This is a genomic window from Maribacter hydrothermalis, from assembly GCF_001913155.1.
Taxonomy (GTDB): domain Bacteria; phylum Bacteroidota; class Bacteroidia; order Flavobacteriales; family Flavobacteriaceae; genus Maribacter; species Maribacter hydrothermalis.
This window is the reverse complement of record NZ_CP018760.1, coordinates 3,079,142-3,099,558: the sequence shown is the minus strand read 5'-3', so window position 1 is coordinate 3,099,558 and position 20,417 is coordinate 3,079,142. Positions and strand designations below refer to the sequence as shown.

The window sequence follows — 20,417 nt, the reverse complement described above, 5'->3', positions numbered from 1 at the left end:
AAGTAAAAATGCGTTAGTTTTGGTATTGTTATTGGACTAAACACTCAAATAAAATATATGAAATCGCATTCTAATTATTTTTCAAAAATACTTTTACCGATTGCTTTTATACTAATTACAAGCGTCTCATTAGCTCAGGAAGTAAAATGGCTTTCTTGGGATGAAGCTGCACAACTTGCTGCGACTGAAAAAAACCCTAAGAAGGTATTTGTGGATGTATATACTGATTGGTGCGGGTGGTGCAAGAAAATGGATAAAGATACTTTTCAAAACCCTGAGGTAGCTGCATATATGTCGGAAAACTATTATATGGTGAAATTTGATGGAGAAGGTAAAGATCCTGTCGAATATAAAGGTAAGACATATAAGTTTGTTCCATCTGGTAGAAAAGGTTATCATGAGTTTGCGGCTGCCCTAATGCAAGGCCGCTTAAGTTACCCAACTACTATTTTTTTAGATGAGGAACTAAATATGCTTTCACCAATACCTGGTTATCAAAAACCGGAGCCATTCTTAGAAATAGCTCGTTATTTTGGCGATAACATATATAAGGAAAAAGACTGGAAAGCCTATACTGGTGCAGCTGGCAAATAAGTATAACTTTTACACCTGTTCACCTAAGTCATTACCCCTATGTAATGACTTATTTATTATTTTATTTTCAATTAGAGTTATACGTTGTTGAAAAATTGGAAAGTAATTTCCATTAAAGTACTTTCACAACAACGTATAATTCTAACTTATGAAGAACTTATTTTACGCTAGTTTTTTAGTTGTCCTTTTAATTTCTTGCTCTAACGACAATGAAGTTGCAAAGCAAGTTGAATCTGGTGTGTCAGAAGCAATGGCAACACAAAGAGCTTCTCTAATCTCAAAAGTTCATTATAACCTTAGTTTTGATATCCCTAAGCAACAGGAAGATCCTATAAGTTCTAAATTAATTTTAGACTTTGATTTAAAACAACTTCAAGAACCTGTTTACTTAGACTTTAAAGAAGAAACATCAAAAATAAAATCGGTATCCATTAATGAAACAGATGTTGCTATTCTTCATAAAAATGAACACATCATTTTGCCAAAAGAATACTTAATAAAAGGAAATAACACTATTACCATTGAGTTTTATGCCGGCGAACTTTCTTTAAATAGAAATGAAGATTATTTATACACCTTATTAGTACCTGATCGTGCAAGAACATTATTTCCTTGTTTTGATCAGCCTAATATAAAAGGAATTTACACCTTGAATATTTCAGCGCCAAACGACTGGAAAGTTTTATGCGGTTCCAAGGAAATAAAGCAAACGCAGCAAGGTGAATACACTAGGCATGAATTTGGTGCTTCTGACCAAATGAGCACATATCTATTTTCATTTGTAACAGGCAAATTTGAATCTGTGACCCAAAAACCGGCTACTATGGATATGACCATGCTATACCGCGAAACAGATTCTACTAAAATTAAGTACAGCTTAGATTCTATTTTCAATTTACATCAACAATCCCTATCATTTTTAGAAGCATATACCGCATATCTTTTTCCTTTTCAAAAAATGGATTTTGCATCGATACCCGGATTTCAATATGGCGGTATGGAACATGTCGGTGCAATTCAATATAGAGAAAATTCGCTCTTTTTAGATGAGAGTGCAACCGCCAATAATAAATTAAGTCGTGCAAAACTAATTGCCCACGAAACTTCTCATATGTGGTTTGGCGATCTAGTAACTATGAATTGGTTTAATGATGTTTGGATGAAAGAAATGTTTGCAAACTTCATGGCAGATAAGATCATGAATCCTGCTTTTCCAGATATAGACCATCAATTAGCTTTCATGATTACCCACTACCCTAATGCTTACAGTGAGGACAGAACATTGGGCACTAACCCTATTCGGCAAGATTTAGAAAACCTCAACAACGCAGGTTCCCTTTATGGCAGCATTATTTACAATAAAGCACCAATAATGATGCGCCAACTAGAAACCGTTTTAGGTAAAGAGGCATTTCAGAAAGGTATACAGGAATATATAAAAACATTTGCCTTTAAAAATGCTGTATGGGGAGAGCTAATTACAATTTTGGACAAAAAATCATCCATAGATATGGTTGCGTGGAGCGATGTTTGGGTCAATAATTCTAGCAGACCCATTTTCAGTGATTCCATAGAATATGATGGTGATAACAAAATCGCATCATTTAAACTATCCCAAAAAGCAGAAGATATTTCTGACCACTCATGGCCACAAACATTTGAAGTGCTGTTTCTATATCCTGATGAAACAAAAACATTGACCGTAAATATGATTGCCAATGAATTGATTTTAGATGAAGCTATTGGGTTATCTAAACCAACTTCAATACTTTATAATTCCAATGCAGAGGGCTATGGTGTATTTCCACTCAAAGAAAAAGATCTAGAAATCATACCAAAAATTAATGACCAAGTGGCTCGTGGCTATGCCTACATTAATGTGTATGAGAATATGCTAAATGGCAGTATTACTCCCACTGCAGCAATAAAGCTATACTCAAAAGGGCTAGTTAATGAAAAGAATGAATTATTAATTAATCTCATCTCTAGGTACTCCACTTCAGTTTTTTGGAAATATCTTACAGCAGAACAACGCCTTTTTTATCAGAAAGAAATTAGTGAGCAAGTATGGTCTAAATTACAAGAAGAGTTACCAGCAAATATCAAAAAGACATTGTACGCTACCTACACATCAATTGGTTATACAGATGTTTCATTAAAACACTTATATGAAATTTGGAACAAAAAATTAGTGATTAAGGACCTAAAACTTAACGATGACAATTATACCGAATTAGCAATGGATTTGGCACTATACGGGCACCCAGAGAGTAAAAATATTTTAAAAAGAGCAGAACAGACTATTAGCAATAATGATAAATTAAATAGGCTTAAATTTTTGCTACCGTCTTTATCAAAAGACCAGCAGACTAGAAATGATTTTTTCGAGTCTTTAAAACAAGAAGAAAACCGAGCAAAAGAATCGTGGGTTGCTAATGCAATGAATAATTTAAATCACCCTTTACTTCAAAAAGAATCCATTCAGTATCTAAGAGCTAGTTTAGACTTATTAGATGAAATACAAAAAACAGGAGATATCTTTTTCCCAAAAAGATGGCTAAGTAGTACTATAGGAAATTACAGTTCACCGGAAGCATATGAAATTTTACAAAGTTACTTAGAAGAAAATCCGAATTTAAATTCATCCTTAAAATTAAAAGTGCTTCAAGCTTCAGATGATTTAAGAAGGGTTCAACTTTTGCATAAACCGATTGATTCTTCACTAGATTAAAATAGAGCAACAAAAAAGAGGTTTTTTAGACCTTTTTTTTGTTATAAATATATTCTTCTTTTAACTAAATTATTAATTAACTGGCAAGGTAACAATAGCCCAATCGTTAGGGAAGTAATAATTACTACCGTCATAAGGATTGTAATTAGACTTAGTTTTAACAAGAACATAGTATTCCGTACCATCACCATTAAAAAAACTATAATGACCTTCAGAATCATAAACACCAGGGTGTTCATCTTCATTGTTTTTTAAAAATCCAGGCAAGGTAATTTGAGATTGGTACGTTAAAAATTCTGCGTCATAGACATTTATAATATTACCTGGTATTTTCGGCCAGCCATCTCCAGTCTCTAAAATTGCGTACAGCTTATTCTTGGCAGTATGCACATCCATTGTAGCAATCATTTGTACACCGTCCAATACCCCATCATATTTCATATCTGTTAGTTGATCATCTGTAGCGTCAAAAACATTTCTGCTCTTTGCAAACAACCTGTTTCCACTTTCATTAATCCATATGTTACCAGCAAAGTCAAAATCTCCATGATATGGCGAATCGTATAAATGTATAGCAGCGCCACCAGTAATATCATACTTGTCAAAATCTGAAGGAGTTAATCCATTATTGGCTACATAAAGATAATTACCAGAAGGATGTAATTTTGCCTTAGAATTATAGTATCCCCAACCAGTGCTTAGGGTTTCCATTCCATTTCCCAAAGAAAAGCAACGAAATTCTGTGCCTTGATAGTCTTTTTGAAAAACATAAACCCAGTTATTTGGTGCTAAAATAATATCGCTTGCGTCACATGTAACCTCAAACATTTGTTCCAATTGCATGGTTTGAAGATTAACATAAGAAAAACGGCCGTTGTGCCCTACTGCTGCATGATTACCATCTTGAGCAATAGAAACGCAATTAGGAGACATATTAAGATCTAAACTACTGACCTGTTTTGTTATAGGATTATACTTGTTTAATTTATTTGGGGAAGTTGAAACAAATATTAACACATCGTTTTCACGATCATATTCTGCATCTACAACTACCCCATCAATCAAAAACTTTTCTTCCTTAAAATAATTTATGTTTACATTCTGATCAATAACCTGATCTAAATTACTACTAATGGGTATTTTAAAATCAGAAATATCTGAAGTAAGCACTTCTCTATTTAAAATGGCTCTAACGGTTATAGAGGCACCTTGATTTAAAATTCCTGTTGATGGCTCATAAGTTATAAAGGAATTAGAATTTTGAATCTCCCAATTAAAAGTAGGCCCATTTGTATTGGTTATTTCAAATTCTAGCTCATTCTCAAAATATCCAAAATCAAGAATATTTTTGGACAAGTTCATGTTCGAAGCTAGAACTTCATAAGTTACAATTAATGAAACTGACCCAACACCTTCAGCAGTAATAATTGCAGTTCCTGTGTATATACCAGGCACTAGGTTAGAGGTAGCAATAACTTCTAACTCCAAATTATTCCCTTCAGACACTATAGCATCACTATTAAAATAAGCAAAACTGAGCCATTCAGGAATTTCGACAAAATTAATGGTATATTCTCCTTTTCCAGTTATCGAAACTTCTACTGTTCCGCGACCGTTTTCATCCAAAACAATGCTATTAGTAGAAATTTGCAAACTATCCTCTGAACCACTTTCTTCAGTAGTACAACTTAAAGGAATAAAAATGATAAAACAAAGTAAAAAAATGTGAGAAACAACAAAATTATTTGTCTTCATATTTAAGCGAGAATTTCATTTGAGAAATCAACAAAACACCCAAATGTATTTCAAAAATAAATACAAATTCCGTAAATAATTATCCTAGACTAAAAAATCGTCAACCTACATATTAGTACAGATTACCTACTATAATTGGGGCTTTCTTTAGTAATGGTAACGTCATGTGGATGACTTTCATTTATACCACTAGCGGTAATTTTTACGAACCTACCCGTCTCTTGTAAAGTTGCAATATCCTTAGCGCCACAATACCCCATACCAGCTCTTAGCCCGCCGACAAATTGGTGAATACTTTCATACAATTCTCCTTTATAAGGCACACGACCTACGATACCTTCTGGTACTAATTTTTTAATATCATCTTCAACATCCTGAAAGTAACGATCCTTACTACCTTGTTTCATTGCTTCTACCGAACCCATTCCTCTATACGATTTAAATTTACGTCCTTCATAGATAATGGTTTCCCCAGGAGATTCTTTTGTACCCGCTAAAAGTGAACCTAACATTACGGTGTCTGCACCTGCTGCAATTGCTTTTGGAATATCGCCCGTGTAACGAATACCCCCATCGGCAATTACCGGAACACCTGAGCCTTTTATAGCTGCTGCTACTTCTAATACTGCAGAAAATTGTGGAAAACCTACACCTGCAACTACCCTTGTAGTACAAATAGAACCTGGACCAATACCAACTTTAACGGCATCTGCACCAGCTTCTACCAAAAATTTTGCTGCTTCGCCAGTAGCAATGTTACCAACAATAACATCTAGATTCGGAAATTTTTTCTTCACTGCTTGTAATACCGCAACCACGCCTTTTGTATGGCCATGAGCTGTATCAATAACTACAGCATCTACACCGGCATTAACCAATGCTTCTGCCCTATCAACCGCATCACCCGTAACACCTAACGCAGCCGCCACACGCAAACGACCATATTGATCCTTATTTGCACTAGGTTTTTGGGTAAGTTTTGTAATATCACGAAATGTAATCAAACCAACCAACTTATAGTTTTTATCTACAACAGGTAATTTTTCAATTTTGTGTTCTTGCAATATATCTTCCGCCTCTGAAAGTGAAGTACCTTCTGCAGCTGTTACCAGATTCTCTGATGTCATTACCTCAGCTATTGGCCTTTCGTTATTTTTCTCGAAACGTAAATCCCTATTGGTTACAATACCTAAAAGTTTCCCATCGGCATCTACTATCGGGATACCTCCAATACCGTATTCCTTCATGCTAGCTTTGGCATCTTTCACTTTGGAATCAAGTGGCAAAGTAACAGGATCTAAGATCATACCACTTTCTGCTCGTTTTACCTTTCTCACCTTCATGGCCTGCTGCTCTATGGTCATATTCTTATGCAAAACGCCAATTCCACCTTCTTGAGCCATAGCTATAGCCATTCTAGACTCGGTAACCGTATCCATCGCAGCAGATATTATCGGTACATTTATTGTGATATTTCTTGTGAATTTAGTCTGGATATTTACTTCTCTTGGAAGTACTTCAGAAAATGCGGGTACTAATAATACGTCGTCGTATGTTAGACCTTCTCCTAGAATTTTGTTTTGGTGAGCTTGCATAGCAATTAAGGATTTAATTGCGTGCAAATATAGTGATTATTATTGGTTAAAGTTGTTAGGATATTGTTTGTTGAATGTTAATTGATAAAGCACAATTAATGCAGATATCGTAAAGGTCAGCGTCATTAAAATTCCAGAGAGTATGACAACATATTTAAACCATAAAAATCCTGACCAAAGAAGGTAAATACCCCCAAATGTTAGCACTACTGATATAAATGGTTCTACGGTTAAAAACAACTTAAGCTTCATTGGTAATTTAGCAAGCCAAACCAATATTCCTAGTAAGAAAAAGATAAAAGACATAGACAAAATATGCGTATGTATAATAGTTAGCATTTGTCTTTCACTTTTCTTGAATTTCATAACATCAGCATTTTCATCTGATTCATTTCCTAAATAATTTTCTTCAATTCCAGTGGCAGAGGCAGTACTAGTTTCAGAAACAAAAAGCAATCCGGTATAATATCCAATAGAAAGTATAATAACAAATGCTCCTATAAAAACTCTTATAGGTTTCGGCAGTTTGGATAAAAGACCGTTAAACTCCATTTATAATACTTTATGCTTCTTTAAAATAGATAAACTTTGTAAAAGGTCATCAATTGCATTGGTCATAGATCGCACAGAAATAGTAGCCCCGGCAATACCATCTATGTTACTTTCGTGGTCTACGCGATCGCCTGGCATTTTACCATTAAATTGCTTTAGCCATCGCTTACTTCCTATTTCGCCTCCATATTCCTCGCGATAAATTAAAACTTTAGAATGTAAGATTTTAAAATTATTATCTAACAAAATCATATAATCGAAGTTGGCCGTTTTACTGGGTGCTTGTTCCACATAAACATAACCTACCGGGCTTTTCCCGTCAAAAACACGTAGTAAATTTTCTCCATCAAACTTACTTGGCAAATCTAATTTATTGTTTTTTAGAACAGAAACAGCTTCCATAGTAAACGTATCAATATCGAAATAAGCTGCTATCTCTTTATCTACTTTCTTTTGAATATTTTTTGGTAGACCAAATCCCATCAAAAGGAAAATAATAATAAAACCAAGTGAAACTTTTTTAAATGTGAACTTCATAAAACACAACTTTTAGTGTACTATTAAAACCAAACTCCTATTCCAAAATTAAGTCTATCCTTTACATCATCACCGTTCAAGGCATTACTTCTAAATTGATAATCTCCTTTTAATACAACTCCTGGTGCAAGGTGATAGGTTAATCCGCTTGTAACATCGGTTCTATTGTAGGCATCATTTCTAACCAAATTACCATCTGTATTCGCATGCGTATCGTATTGCTCATATCTTGTAAAGATGAATAATTTTTGTTCTTTATCAACAGGGAGTAAGTTATAAGCTCCTTCAACATAAAACCCTCTCAATGCACTACCTAAATCTCTACCAGTAGCTGTATTATATTCTTCGGTATCTGATAAAGATGCATTTATAAACTGTCCTCGTGCTGTAAATCTTTGATAAGCATAACGAGCATCTAAACCAACCATTGCAATACCAATATTGGCCCCATCAATAGTTTCAATATCATCTGCAGCTTGAGTTTTACCAAAATAAGTAGAAAGACCCAAACGCAGGCCTGGAACACCATAATAATCTAACTTCGTAGATAACGTAGGACTGTCTATTGTTGATTGTATTGCTTTTTGGCGACCACCACGCAAACCACTAGATCCTCCTAAAAAGCCAGATAGACCGCCAGTACCGTTAGCTTCGGTAGACTTAAATCCATTAAAAACATAGGCCTGATAACCTAAATTAAGATTGTTAAACCTACCAGCAACTCCTACACCAATTTCTCTCCACGTTGTAGGTACAATAGCATTATCCATACCCGGTCTTTCAGTTCCGTTAAACGTTGTAGGTTCATGAAACTCATTTACAATTCCCATAGGCACCAACATTAATCCACCTCGTAGACTAACATTACTTCCAACTGCGTAATTGACAAAGGCCTGCTCTACAAATACTTCATTTACATGCTCTAATTCCACTTCTGTAACAAATTGGGTTTTATCATTAAAACGGTATCCAAAAAGCAGCACCATTCGTTGTACATCTAATTCCCCATTATCACCTTCTGGTTGGTTATATAGCATTTCGGCATAAGCGCCAACGGTAACTGCAGAAGCATAGTTACCAGAAAGTAGCCTTTGAGCGGCATTCATTTGTGTTTGCGGCACTAAGGTTATAGAATCGGTTTTTGTTTGTGCATTAACAATACCAAAAACTGTTACCAATAAAACTAAATAAGTGTATTTCATTATAGACAAATTTATTTAAACCAAGCGTTAACTTTTTATTAACGGGGTGCAAATCTATAATGTATTATGAACTTATCAAAGTTTATTTGTAATAAATCTAAATAAACTTAATAATCAAAACTCAAGTATAAGAGAAACCCTATTTAATGGTAAGCTGTAAATAGCTCGGTAGCTTTATTATAAGAAGCTTCAAAAGCCATCCAATTTACACCACTGTCTATTTTTTCTGCAGTGAAATAAGACAACATTTTTTCTGTAGGCATATTACCAGTTAAATCATCTTTAGCCATTGGGCAACCTCCAAAACCTTGTATTGCACCATCAAAACGCTTACAACCGGATTCATACGCAGCAGCAATTTTCTCATGCCATTTTGATAGTGTTGTATGTAAATGTGCCCCAAATTCTATGGTCGGATATTTAGGAATTAAATTAGAGAACAAATAAGAAATAGTTTCTGGGTCGGATGAACCAACGGTATCCGAGAGCGATAAAATTTTAGCTCCCATTTTTGCAAGTTTTTCCGTCCATTCACCAACAATTTCTACATCCCAAGGGTCACCATAAGGATTACCGAAACCCATTGAAATATAAGTTACAACCTCTTTATTAGCTGCATCTGCTAAATTGAAAATCTCTTGTAAAGTTTCTACTGACTGTGCAATAGTTTTATGCGTATTTCGCATTTGAAAATTTTCTGAAATAGAAAAAGGAAAACCTAAATAATCTACTTCGGGATGCGACACGGCATCTGCTGCTCCACGAACATTTGCCACTATTGAAAGTAATTTTGTATCAGTTTTAGAAAGATCTAATTTTGACAAAACCTCAGCTGTATCTACCATTTGAGGTATTGCTTTTGGTGAAACAAAGCTGCCAAAATCCAGCGTATCAAATCCACAACCTAATAAAGATTGCAAATACCTTGCCTTTTCGTTGGTAGGTATAAATTGCTTAATGCCCTGCATGGCATCCCTTGGACATTCAACTATTTTAATCCTTGAATTAGACATTATGCAAAAATACAAACTCTAAATAAGTATATACTATTAATACTTCAAATAAACTACCCTAAAAATAAGTAAATGGCAATACCGACGAAGACAATAATTTGAACCCATTTTAAAACAAAACCTGTTCTTTGATTTGTTGTTAAAAAATTTGAGATTTGACCAGACAGTATAGCTATACCTCCAAAAACAATTGAAGAAACTAAAATAAATAAAAAACCAAGGGTGTAAAATTGAATGACGTTACTTAAAGAATCTGAAAATAGAAACCCTGGAAAAAAGGCAAGAAAAAATATGGTCACCTTTGGGTTTAATACATTCATTATAAAACCCTGTTTATATAATGACCCAAAACTTTTTTTATTTGGGTCTTCTCCTTCGATAGATATGGCATCACCTCCCTTATACACCATAATAGAAAGATATACTAAATACGCGGCGCCAAAGACTTTAATAAATGTAAATATTGTAGGGTTGTTCTTGATTATCGCGGAGACTCCAAAAGCTAATAATGTAGTGTGTACTAGACATCCCGTCATTAAACCTGCAACGACCGCTAATCCATATTTTTTACCATTGCTAATACTTTGTATGAGCACAAAAATATTATCAGGTCCGGGTGAAAGTGCCAAAACAAACGTTGCCATAGAAAAGGCCAATAAAATGTCGTAGTTCAATTAAAAATATATTTGTTTAACCCGAAAAGTACGAATTAACATGAAATACACCTATTTTTAATATCTTGTTTAAAAATCAACAAACTATGAAAATTAAAACCTTTATTTTTTTAATTAGTATTTCATTTATGGCAAGTTCTTTTACTGCAACTACTAAAAATCCCAACCCAACTATAATGATACAAACGGATAGTCTTTTAAGACATGTTGTTCTTTTTAAGTTTAAAGAAGGAACCACTAAAGCACAAATGAAAGAAGTTGAAGATGCATTTAGCGCTTTACCATCTAAAATTAGTGAAATAAAAGGGTATGAATACGGATTAAATAATAGTCCAGAAGGCTTGGATAAAGGCTTTACACATGCATTCTTTCTTACTTTTAATAGTGAAGAAGACCGTGCAATATACTTACCACACCCCGACCATAAGGCTTTTGGTGCTGTACTAACCCCCTATTTAGAAGATGTACTTGTATTCGATTATTGGACGAAGCCATAATTGCTAATTTATATAAAACAAAAAGCCATTATACTCTTTGTATAATGGCTTTTTGTTTTTAGCAGTTATAAATTTTAAGCATTTAGCTTTTCTAGTATGGACTTATTTATTTTTTTAACTAAACCAGGGCCTTCGTATACAAAACCTGTCCATAGTTGAATTAAGTCCGCACCAGCTTCTAATTTCTCAATAGCATCTTCAGCAGAGTGAATACCACCTACACCAATAATTGGAAACGATTTATTACTTTTTTGTGCTAAAAACCGTATCACTTCAGTACTTCTATTTTTTAATGGTGCTCCACTTAATCCACCCGCTTCTTTTACTAAAGGTGCATGTGATTTTAAATTATCCCGTGATATTGTGGTATTGGTAGCGATTACTCCGTCAATCTTTGTTTTGTCCACTATTTCAATAATATCTAACAATTGACTTTCAGTTAAGTCGGGCGCAATTTTTAAAAGTATAGGCTTTCGAATAGTTTCCTTTTGTTTACATAATTTAGAATTTTCTAATTGCAATTCATTAAGCAATGCCATTAATGGCTCTTTATCTTGTAATTCTCTTAACCCCGGAGTATTTGGTGAACTAACATTTACAACGAAATAATCTACGTGATCAAACAATGCATCAAAACAAATTAAGTAGTCTTTAATAGCTTCATTATTTGGGGTTATCTTATTCTTACCTATATTTCCCCCTATTAGAACTTTATGCTCTTTTTTTAATTTTTCAACCGCATCAAAAACTCCGTTGTTATTAAACCCCATACGGTTAATAATAGCTTTGTCGGCTTTTAACCGAAATAATCTTTTTTTAGGGTTTCCATCTTGTGGTTTTGGCGTTAATGTTCCTATTTCTACGAAGCCAAATCCAAAATTTGATAGCTCATTATAGAGCACTGCGTTTTTATCAAAGCCCGCAGCTAAGCCTACCGGATTTTTGAATTTCAATCCAAAAAGTTCTCGTTCTAACCTTTTATCCTCTATCAAAAAAATTGATTTAAAAAGACCCGATAACCCAATTTGAGATAAAAATTTAATGGAAGAAAAACTAATATGATGAACCTTTTCTGGATCTAAAAGGAACAAAATAGGTCTAATAATAAGCCTGTACATTTATATAGTTTAGTTGTGGCAAAAATACGAAAGAGTATTTTAAAATGAACCTAAATACATTATCTGTTTTCGTTATTGACACTATCGGTGTATACAACTGGTATAACAACGAACGGAGAACGAGCAGCCTCTTTACACAGCACTCTATATAACTCGTATTGTTTGCTATTAAATAATGACAACATTCTTTTATCTATCATAGATTGCACACTTGACATACTGTCCATTACACTTTTATATTTATCGGCTAATTGTCGTAATTCCGTAACATTACTCTGCGGATGCCTATTTTTTACATTCTTAAGTTCTATGTTCAACAAATCGTTTCTATATTTTAATTCGGCACTAAAACTTCTAAGTTTCTCATGCTGCATTTCGTTCAATAGAAAAATATCCGAAATTATAGAATCATTTGTGATACCAACACCTAAAATACAATCTGCCTGTGCGTTTAGCATATTAAAAAAAGTAAAAGCGTAGAAAAACACTATAAAACTATATTTTTTCATCATTAAAATTTATCGAATCTTACATTTACTAAATTACAATTTATAAGCCTATTTTTGATAAAATCGTTTTACTATGCAACATATCATTGACCGTTTTATCAGTTACATTACTATTGACACCCAAAGCGACCCGAATTCAGAAACCACACCTAGTACTAAAAAACAATGGAATTTAGCAAATAAGCTAGTGGAAGATTTAAAGGCTATTGGGTTGGTAGATGTTACCATAGATGACAATGCATATATTATGGCAACACTGCCATCTAACGTAACTCATGATGTTCCCACAATAGGTTTTATTTCACATTTTGATACATCTCCGGATTTTAGTGGTACCAATGTAAAACCGCAAATAATTGAGAATTACGATGGAAAGGATATTGTACTTAATGAAGAAAAAAACATCATATTATCTTCTGGCTATTTCGATGATTTGCTACAATATATTGGACAAACAATTATCACGACAGATGGCACTACACTATTAGGTGCAGATGACAAAGCTGGTATTACAGAGATAGTTATTGCAATGGAATATTTGGTTAAACATCCAGAAATTAAACACGGTACTATACGCATTGGTTTTACACCCGATGAAGAAATAGGAAGAGGTGCTCATAAATTCGATGTTAAAAAATTTGGTGCTGAATGGGCATATACCATGGACGGAAGTCAAATTGGCGAATTAGAGTACGAGAATTTTAATGCTGCAGAAGCTACAATCACTATTAAAGGCAAAAGTGTGCACCCAGGTTATGCAAAAGGTAAAATGGTAAATGCCACACTTATTGCCAATAAAATTATAGGAGAGTTACCTCAACATGAAATACCGGAAGAAACCGATGACAGAGAAGGCTTTTTTCACGTACATCATATCAATGGGGAAATTGAAAACGCTACTGTTGGGTTAATTATTAGAGACCACAACCTACAACGTTTTAATGAAAGAAAAGAATTACTAAAAGTATTGGTCAAAAAATACAATCATAAATACGATAATTGTATTACACTCGAATTAAAAGATCAGTATTTTAATATGAAAGTGAAAATTGAACCTGTTTACCATATTATAGAAATAGCCGAGAAAGCAATGAAGGATATTGGTATAAAACCAATTATAAAACCTATTAGAGGGGGAACAGATGGTTCTCAGTTAAGTTATATGGGATTGCCTTGTCCCAACATTTTTGCTGGCGGCCATAATTTTCATGGCAAATATGAATATGTACCCGTAGAAAGTATGCAAAAGGCGGTAGAGGTTATTGTTAGAATATGTGAGTTAACCGCAAATAGATAATTCGATGGAAAAGCAAGAGAAATTAGATAAATTCTATAATGAAGCGCATCATTTTAAAAGTGGAGTTGCAGAGCTAAGATCCCTAGCTTTAGCATGTGGGTTGACAGAAACCTACAAATGGAGCTTCCCGACATATATGATTGATGATAAAAATGTTATTGCTATTAGTAAATTTAAGACTCATTTTGGAATTTGGTTCTTTAACGGCGTGTTTTTAAGCGACCCAAAAAAAGTACTTGAAAATGCACAAGAAGGCAAAACCATGGCAATGCGTCACTGGAAATTTTCATCAAAAAAAGACATCGACAAAAAGGTAGTTACAGCGTACATAAAAGAGGCTATTAAAAATCAAAAAAAGGGATTGCAGTTAAAAGTTGAAAAGAAACCAAAAGCCAAAATTGAGATCCCCACTCATTTAACTATTGCGCTTAAAAACAATGTGGACCTAAAAACTTCATTTAACAAATTAACCTATTCCAAACAAAAAGACTACGCTGAGTATATTGCAACGGCAAAACAAGAAAAAACGAAACTATCTCGATTAGAAAAGATAGTTCCGTTAATAATAGCCGGTAAAGGTCTCAACGATATTTACCGAAAATAAAATATTTACAAAGTTGGCAGCTGCCAGCCATTATGATAATTTGCTTTTAAAAACTGATTGGCTTCTTCATTTTTAAATTGCCCTGCTGTTTCATCCCAATAAATTCTATTTCCTGTTTTAAAGGCAACATTTCCCATATGTGAAACCAAAGCAGCATCATAGCCAACTTTTATTGGTGCGTTTAGTTTTGTATTATCCCTACTTTTAACAGCATCAATAAAGTTTTTAGTGTGCAAATCCAATCCGCTGAAATCACCTTTACCATTTGAAATGGCTTCAATTTTAGGAATCCCTTCTTTACTCCACCCTTGAAATTCTGTTTCTGGTATTACTTCCCAACCATTACGATCAACAACTAAAGTTCCGTTATTTCCAATAAAAGCAATACCGTGGTTTCTACCGTAATTACCACCATCTATACCTGTGGCGTGTTCCCAAAGAATTGAGAATCCGTCATACTCGTAAACCGTCTGAAGCGTATCTGGAGTTTCTGATGCATCATTAGGGTATGCAAATTTTCCGCCCAAGGCCATTACCGATTTGGGTGTTCCGGCTTTCATACCGTACAACGCATAATCCATAAGGTGCACTCCCCAATCCGTCATTAGGCCGCCAGCATAATCCCAAAACCATCTAAAATCGAAATGAAATCTATTTTTATTAAAGGCTCTATCTGGTGCCGGACCCAACCACATTTTATAATCTACTCCCGCAGGAACTGGGGAATCTGCCACCGCAGGTACCGGTTTCATCCAACCTTGGTATGCCCATGCTTTTGCCAAACGTATTTCACCCAAAGCACCAGAGTGTACAAAATTAATGGCGTCAACAAAATGGGGTTGGCTACGTTGCCACTGCCCTATTTGAACGATTTTATCACGAGATTGCACAAAGTCTAACATAATGTTCGCCTCTTGCACAGAGTTGGCAATCGGTTTCTCGCAATACACATCTTTACCTGCCTGTAAAGCATCCGTTAACTGAAGGCAGTGCCAATGATCAGGAGTGCCGATAATGACAACATCAATATCTTTATTCTCATATAACTTTCTATAATCGTTATACCATTTTGGCTTTTTAATTCCCGCTTTTTCAAGATCAGCAGTTCTTTCACTTAATACATTCTCATCTACATCGCATAATGCTATGACATTGATTTCGCTCATTTTTAGAAAAGAGCTTAAATCTGAGAATCCCATTCCCTTACAACCTACCAAGCCAACATTTATAGTGTCATTGGCGCCAACCTTTTTACGCATCATTGATAATAATTCCATCGGAAACATAAATGATGCTCCTGTCATTACCAACCCTGCGGTTCCTTTTCTAATAAAACTTCTTCTATTGTGTAGCATGCTATTGATTTAAGTGTACATAAATATAACACATTTGTTCATAAAAAAACACCGATGTTTCCATCGATGTTTTTTATATGAATTCAGAAAAATTACTCGATATTCGAGATTTTAAAACTCAAAGACTTGCCTTGAAACTATAAGGTTATTCTCTTAAGAAGACCTACACTTGGCTAACCTTGAGGTAGTTTACTTTTTTTCTGGAGCATTTAATTTAGCGCTCATTTCCATGGATATGGCAGATCTATCAAACTTTAATTTCCCTGCCATTGTTTCCAGTACACAAGAAAAATCATTATCATTTAAATCCACAACTTTTCCATGCAGACCACTTTTGGTAATAACACGATCACCACGTTTTAATTCTGCCGAAAACTTCTTTTCATCCTTCTGTCTTTTCATTTGAGGTCTGATCATAAAAAAATATGCGACCACAAAAATTAAAATCATCGGAAGAAACTGCCCTATATCACCCATTTCTTGGTTTATATGTATTTATAATTATTTAACAGGTCCTAATGGAGCTGCTCCTTTTGGGTTTACAAAAGCTTTAATTCTTAAAAGCTCGGAACCTTTTTCAGTATTTGCCGTAACAGTAATGGTCTTAGTAACCTGATTTTGTCCAGCTCCGTTAAAATTAACGGTTAGTTCTCCTGTTTCACCTGGTGCAATTGGATCTTTAGGAGGATTAGGAACCGTACAACCACAGCTACTTTTAGCATCGGTAATAATTAAAGGGGCGTTACCTGTATTAGTAAATTTAAAAACTGTTTCCTGTGCCGCACCTTGCTCAATTGTTCCAAAGTCATGTTCTGCCTTTTCAAAAGACATTACAGGTACTGCTTTTGCTGCTTCATCTCTAACTGCAGCTTCTTCTACATTGTCCATCTTAATTTTACTTGATGCATTGTCTTTACAAGAAGTAAAAGCTACCATTGATACAAGACCAACAATTAATACTATTTTTTTCATACTATTTTAAATTTATCTATTAAGTGTAAAATTATAAAATATTTTTATAATAGCCCCCTACCCATTTTGTTAAGCTTTCCTTCACTCTTATATTCTTTAGTAAGCTTATCTAAAATACCATTTATAAATATGCTACTTTTTGGGGTAGAGTACTCTTTAGCTATTTCTAAATATTCATTAATAGTAACCTTTTCTGGTATAGAAGGGAAGTGTAATAACTCACATATGGCCATTTTTAATAAGATACTATCTATCTCTGCAATACGGTCTTTATCCCAGTTTGGTGTTTTGCCTTCAATCTCTTTTTCTAAGGCTTCATTTTTCAGCAACGTTCTAGAGAGTAGCTGTAGTGCATATTGCATATCGTCATCATCTTTCATTAAGCTGGGTAAGAAGTAAGATTCAGGATGTACAGGTTTTGCTTTCTTTAAATGTTTTAATACAAAAGTATTCACAATAGGAATATCGTCTACCCATGTTAGTTTATCATCTTCAAAATAATCATAGATTTTTTCGTTAGGAGCTATAATGGTTTTAAACAATGTCAATATCAATTCCTTATCAGAAGCATAATCGCTTTCCGCTACAGACATATAATCTTGGTAAGCATCGCTATCTACAATATCTTTATAGATAAGTTTAACATACTCTTCGTTTAAATACCAATTATCTAAATTTCTATGTGTAATTTCTTCGGCCAATAACTTATTGTCCGCAATTTGCAACAATAGTCTGTTTTGAATAAACCTATTAGGATTTGGAAATTTTTGCTTTTTATCAGCAATATATTTATTGGCCGATAACGAAATTTGGTCTGCGGCTCTTTTATGTATTTCTATAAAAAGACTAAGCCAAAGTAAGTAAAGCGTATAGGTATTCTCTATGCTTACTTTTAAAAACTTCTCTTGTTTTTGCAAGGAATCATCCTTGGATTGAATTAGAGCGTAAATACTTTGCATTACCTTTACCCTAATGTGCCTTCTTGTAAGCATTTTAAAGAACTTTTTTTAATTGAAGCTGCAAAGGTAAGTATCTATTTAAAGGGTCACAATAGCAATCGCATTTATCTTAGCTTATTTATAACATTTGGTTTTAGGGCAAAAAACTATCTTTGGCCTAAGAAAATATATAATCTTATTTTTCGAAAAACCTATGAAAGAACTTAAGCATCTAAATAAATACTTTAAAAAATACAGGCTTAAACTTTTATTAGGAATAGTTATTACTATTGTGGCACGTCTTTTTCAGTTGGTGATGCCATCTTATGTCAACAAATCTATTTCTATTGTTGAGCAATATATCAGAACGGAAATTGAAAAAACAACAGCTCAAGAGTTACTATTAAATTACATTTTAATTATAGTAGGTGCTGCGTTACTATCTGGCTTTTTTACTTTTTTAATGCGCCAGACCATTATAAACATTTCTAGATATATTGAATATGATTTAAAAAATGAAATTTTTGACCACTATCAAAAATTAAGTCTCAACTTTTATAAAAAACACAGAACAGGAGATTTAATGAATAGAATTAGTGAGGATGTCAACGAAGTTCGTATGTATGCGGGACCTGCAATTATGTATGGTATACAAACACTTACCTTATTTGCGTGCTTAATACCTTTAATGTTCATTAAAGCTCCTACATTAGCAGCATATACCCTATTACCCTTACCTATTTTGTCCGTCATGATTTACCAAATAAGTAAAATCATTCATAAAAGAAGTACTATCGTACAGCAATACTTATCCAATTTATCAACTTTTACGCAAGAAGTATTTTCGGGAGTATCTGTTATAAAAGCTTATGCTTTAGAACCACAAACCAATAATGAATTAACGGCACTTGCTGTAGATGGAAAAGAAAAGAGTGTAAGCCTAGCTAAAGTTAATGCGTGGTTTTTTCCTTTAATGATTTTATTAATTGGCATTAGCAATATTTTAGTAATTTACATTGGTGGCAAACAATATCTTGCGGGTGAAATTAGCGTTGGGCTAATTGCCGAATTTATACTATACGTAAATATGCTTACCTGGCCAGTTGCTATTGTAGGCTGGTTAACATCTATTGTACAAAGAGCGGCAGCAAGTCAAGAAAGAATTAACGAATTTTTGAAGGTAGCTCCTGAATTAAAGAATACGCCAAGTTATACACAAGAAATAAAAGGTAAAATAGAATTCAAAAATGTAAGCTTCACTTATGAAGACACAGGAATAACAGCGTTGAATAACCTTTCATTTACAGTAATGGAAGGGGAAACCACAGCTATTTTAGGTAAAACTGGGTCAGGAAAATCTACAATATTAGATTTAGTTGCAAGACTATACGACACAACTTCTGGAGAAATATTGATTGATGACGAACCAATTAAGCATTTTGACCTGACCAATTTAAGAGAATCAATTGGTGCGGTTCCACAAGACGCATTTCTATTTTCCGATAGTATTAAAAACAATATTAAGTTTGGTAAAGAAAATGCCAGCGATGAAGAAATTATTAACATTGCTAAAGATGCCGTAGTACATGAAAATATTATAGGGTTTTCTAAAAAGTACGATACGGTATTAGGAGAAAGAGGTATAACACTTAGTGGTGGTCAAAAACAACGTGTTTCTATTGCACGCGCCTTAATTAAAAAACCTAAAATATATTTATTTGACGATTGCCTTTCTGCAGTAGATACAGAAACAGAAGAAGAAATTTTAAATAATCTTAAAAAAGCTTCTAAGAATAGAACTACACTAATTGTAAGCCATAGGGTTTCATCGGCCAAAAATGCAGATAGAATACTTGTTTTAGATGAAGGCAAACTAATTCAACAAGGAACGCATGATGAATTAAACACCCAAGAAGGCTACTACAAAGAGCTATACCACAAACAGCTCTCAGAGAAAGAAAATTAGAAAATTGTTGTCAGATACCGTTTTTTTTTCCATTTTTGATAGCATAACGACACTAAACATTAGAAATGAGCGAAAGAGATTTATCAGATCAGGAAGAAATTCACTCCAAAGTTTTACGCGCAGGTAGAAGAACATACTTTTTCGATGTAAGAAGTACCAAGGCTGGGGATTATTACCTTACGATAACAGAAAGTAAGAAGTTTACACATGATGATGGTTCATTCCATTATAAAAAGCACAAAATTTATTTATACAAAGAAGACTTTGACGCCTTTAAAGAGAATGTTGAAGAAATGATGGACTTCATTATTAATGAAAAAGGTAGCGAAGTAATTTCCGAAAGACATCAAAAAGACTTTAAGAAAGAAGAAACAGAAACTGAAATTGAAGAAGAAACAAAAACAGCAAGTACTTCTAGTTTTACAGATGTTAGTTTTGAAGATATCTAAGTAAAAGTCTTTTTTAAAAAACACCAAACGGCTCTTATATTTAAGGGCCGTTTTTATTT

General features: G+C 33.9%; 20 protein-coding genes. 7 read left to right on the top strand and 13 right to left on the bottom strand.

Translation table 11 applies throughout. The features are described from left to right. Positions 1–57 precede the first annotated feature (57 nt). Entirely contained in the window at positions 58–594 is a 537-nt protein-coding gene (locus tag BTR34_RS13335) for a thioredoxin family protein (RefSeq protein ID WP_068486224.1), read from the top strand. 148 nt (positions 595–742) lie between these two features. Then, positions 743–3,325: a M1 family metallopeptidase gene (locus BTR34_RS13330; RefSeq protein ID WP_068486222.1), complete on the top strand. Its 2,583-nt coding sequence runs from the start codon at positions 743–745 to the stop codon at positions 3,323–3,325. A gap of 72 nt (positions 3,326–3,397) precedes the next feature. On the opposite strand, the gene BTR34_RS13325 is transcribed toward BTR34_RS13330, so the two are convergent. From BTR34_RS13325 to BTR34_RS13295, 7 genes are all read right to left on the bottom strand, one after another. Further along, positions 3,398–5,080 (bottom strand): BACON domain-containing protein, encoded by a 1,683-nt coding sequence (locus BTR34_RS13325; protein ID WP_068486220.1) that lies wholly within the window; start codon positions 5,078–5,080, stop codon positions 3,398–3,400. 122 nt (positions 5,081–5,202) lie between these two features. Continuing rightward, positions 5,203–6,675 carry an IMP dehydrogenase gene (guaB, locus tag BTR34_RS13320; RefSeq protein WP_068486218.1) on the bottom strand — a complete coding sequence of 491 codons (1,473 nt, stop codon included), beginning with the start codon at positions 6,673–6,675 and terminating at the stop codon, positions 5,203–5,205. A gap of 39 nt (positions 6,676–6,714) precedes the next feature. Beyond that, complete coding sequence (locus tag BTR34_RS13315) at positions 6,715–7,227, bottom strand: hypothetical protein (RefSeq protein WP_068486216.1); 513 nt, start codon at positions 7,225–7,227, stop codon at positions 6,715–6,717. Beyond that, positions 7,228–7,764, bottom strand: a complete 537-nt coding sequence (locus tag BTR34_RS13310) for an FMN-binding protein (protein WP_068486214.1) — start codon at positions 7,762–7,764, stop codon at positions 7,228–7,230. A gap of 23 nt (positions 7,765–7,787) precedes the next feature. Further along, a complete protein-coding gene (locus BTR34_RS13305) occupies positions 7,788–8,966 on the bottom strand; it encodes a hypothetical protein (protein WP_068486211.1) in 1,179 nt (392 codons plus the stop codon). 143 nt (positions 8,967–9,109) lie between these two features. Next, a complete protein-coding gene (locus BTR34_RS13300) occupies positions 9,110–9,979 on the bottom strand; it encodes a hydroxymethylglutaryl-CoA lyase (protein ID WP_068486210.1) in 870 nt (289 codons plus the stop codon). Between the two features lie 53 nt (positions 9,980–10,032). Further along, positions 10,033–10,653 (bottom strand): LysE family translocator, encoded by a 621-nt coding sequence (locus BTR34_RS13295; protein ID WP_068486208.1) that lies wholly within the window; start codon positions 10,651–10,653, stop codon positions 10,033–10,035. A gap of 86 nt (positions 10,654–10,739) precedes the next feature. Here BTR34_RS13295 and BTR34_RS13290 point away from each other — a divergent pair, with 86 nt between their 5' ends. Beyond that, positions 10,740–11,150 carry a Dabb family protein gene (locus tag BTR34_RS13290; RefSeq protein WP_074472139.1) on the top strand — a complete coding sequence of 137 codons (411 nt, stop codon included), beginning with the start codon at positions 10,740–10,742 and terminating at the stop codon, positions 11,148–11,150. Positions 11,151–11,224: 74 nt separating this feature from the next. On the opposite strand, the gene BTR34_RS13285 is transcribed toward BTR34_RS13290, so the two are convergent. Both BTR34_RS13285 and BTR34_RS13280 read right to left on the bottom strand, forming a co-directional pair. Beyond that, complete coding sequence (locus BTR34_RS13285) at positions 11,225–12,268, bottom strand: quinone-dependent dihydroorotate dehydrogenase (RefSeq protein WP_068486206.1); 1,044 nt, start codon at positions 12,266–12,268, stop codon at positions 11,225–11,227. A gap of 59 nt (positions 12,269–12,327) precedes the next feature. Further along, complete coding sequence (locus BTR34_RS13280) at positions 12,328–12,726, bottom strand: hypothetical protein (RefSeq protein ID WP_157483925.1); 399 nt, start codon at positions 12,724–12,726, stop codon at positions 12,328–12,330. Between the two features lie 124 nt (positions 12,727–12,850). On the opposite strand from BTR34_RS13280, the gene pepT reads away from it, so the two are divergent. Further along, positions 12,851–14,074 (top strand): peptidase T, encoded by a 1,224-nt coding sequence (gene pepT / locus BTR34_RS13275; RefSeq protein WP_068486202.1) that lies wholly within the window; start codon positions 12,851–12,853, stop codon positions 14,072–14,074. Positions 14,075–14,078: 4 nt separating this feature from the next. Further along, positions 14,079–14,678 carry a YdeI/OmpD-associated family protein gene (locus BTR34_RS13270; protein ID WP_068486198.1) on the top strand — a complete coding sequence of 200 codons (600 nt, stop codon included), beginning with the start codon at positions 14,079–14,081 and terminating at the stop codon, positions 14,676–14,678. Positions 14,679–14,683: 5 nt separating this feature from the next. On the opposite strand, the gene BTR34_RS13265 is transcribed toward BTR34_RS13270, so the two are convergent. The 4 genes from BTR34_RS13265 to nusB form a co-directional block, all read right to left on the bottom strand. Further along, complete coding sequence (locus BTR34_RS13265) at positions 14,684–16,033, bottom strand: Gfo/Idh/MocA family protein (protein WP_068486196.1); 1,350 nt, start codon at positions 16,031–16,033, stop codon at positions 14,684–14,686. Between the two features lie 189 nt (positions 16,034–16,222). Beyond that, positions 16,223–16,510: a preprotein translocase subunit YajC gene (gene yajC / locus BTR34_RS13260; RefSeq protein WP_068486194.1), complete on the bottom strand. Its 288-nt coding sequence runs from the start codon at positions 16,508–16,510 to the stop codon at positions 16,223–16,225. Positions 16,511–16,534: 24 nt separating this feature from the next. After that, a complete protein-coding gene (locus BTR34_RS13255) occupies positions 16,535–17,005 on the bottom strand; it encodes a DUF1573 domain-containing protein (RefSeq protein WP_068486192.1) in 471 nt (156 codons plus the stop codon). A 44-nt stretch (positions 17,006–17,049) separates the two neighbouring features. Next, positions 17,050–17,997, bottom strand: a complete 948-nt coding sequence (nusB, locus tag BTR34_RS13250) for a transcription antitermination factor NusB (protein WP_068486190.1) — start codon at positions 17,995–17,997, stop codon at positions 17,050–17,052. Positions 17,998–18,157: 160 nt separating this feature from the next. Between nusB and BTR34_RS13245 the strand changes: the two genes are divergently transcribed. Both BTR34_RS13245 and BTR34_RS13240 read left to right on the top strand, forming a co-directional pair. Next, positions 18,158–19,909, top strand: coding sequence for an ABC transporter ATP-binding protein (locus BTR34_RS13245; protein WP_068486550.1), 1,752 nt, complete (start codon positions 18,158–18,160; stop codon positions 19,907–19,909). 65 nt (positions 19,910–19,974) lie between these two features. Then, on the top strand, positions 19,975–20,358 hold the full coding sequence (locus tag BTR34_RS13240; RefSeq protein ID WP_068486188.1) for a PUR family DNA/RNA-binding protein: 384 nt from the start codon (positions 19,975–19,977) through the stop codon (positions 20,356–20,358). Positions 20,359–20,417 lie beyond the last annotated feature (59 nt).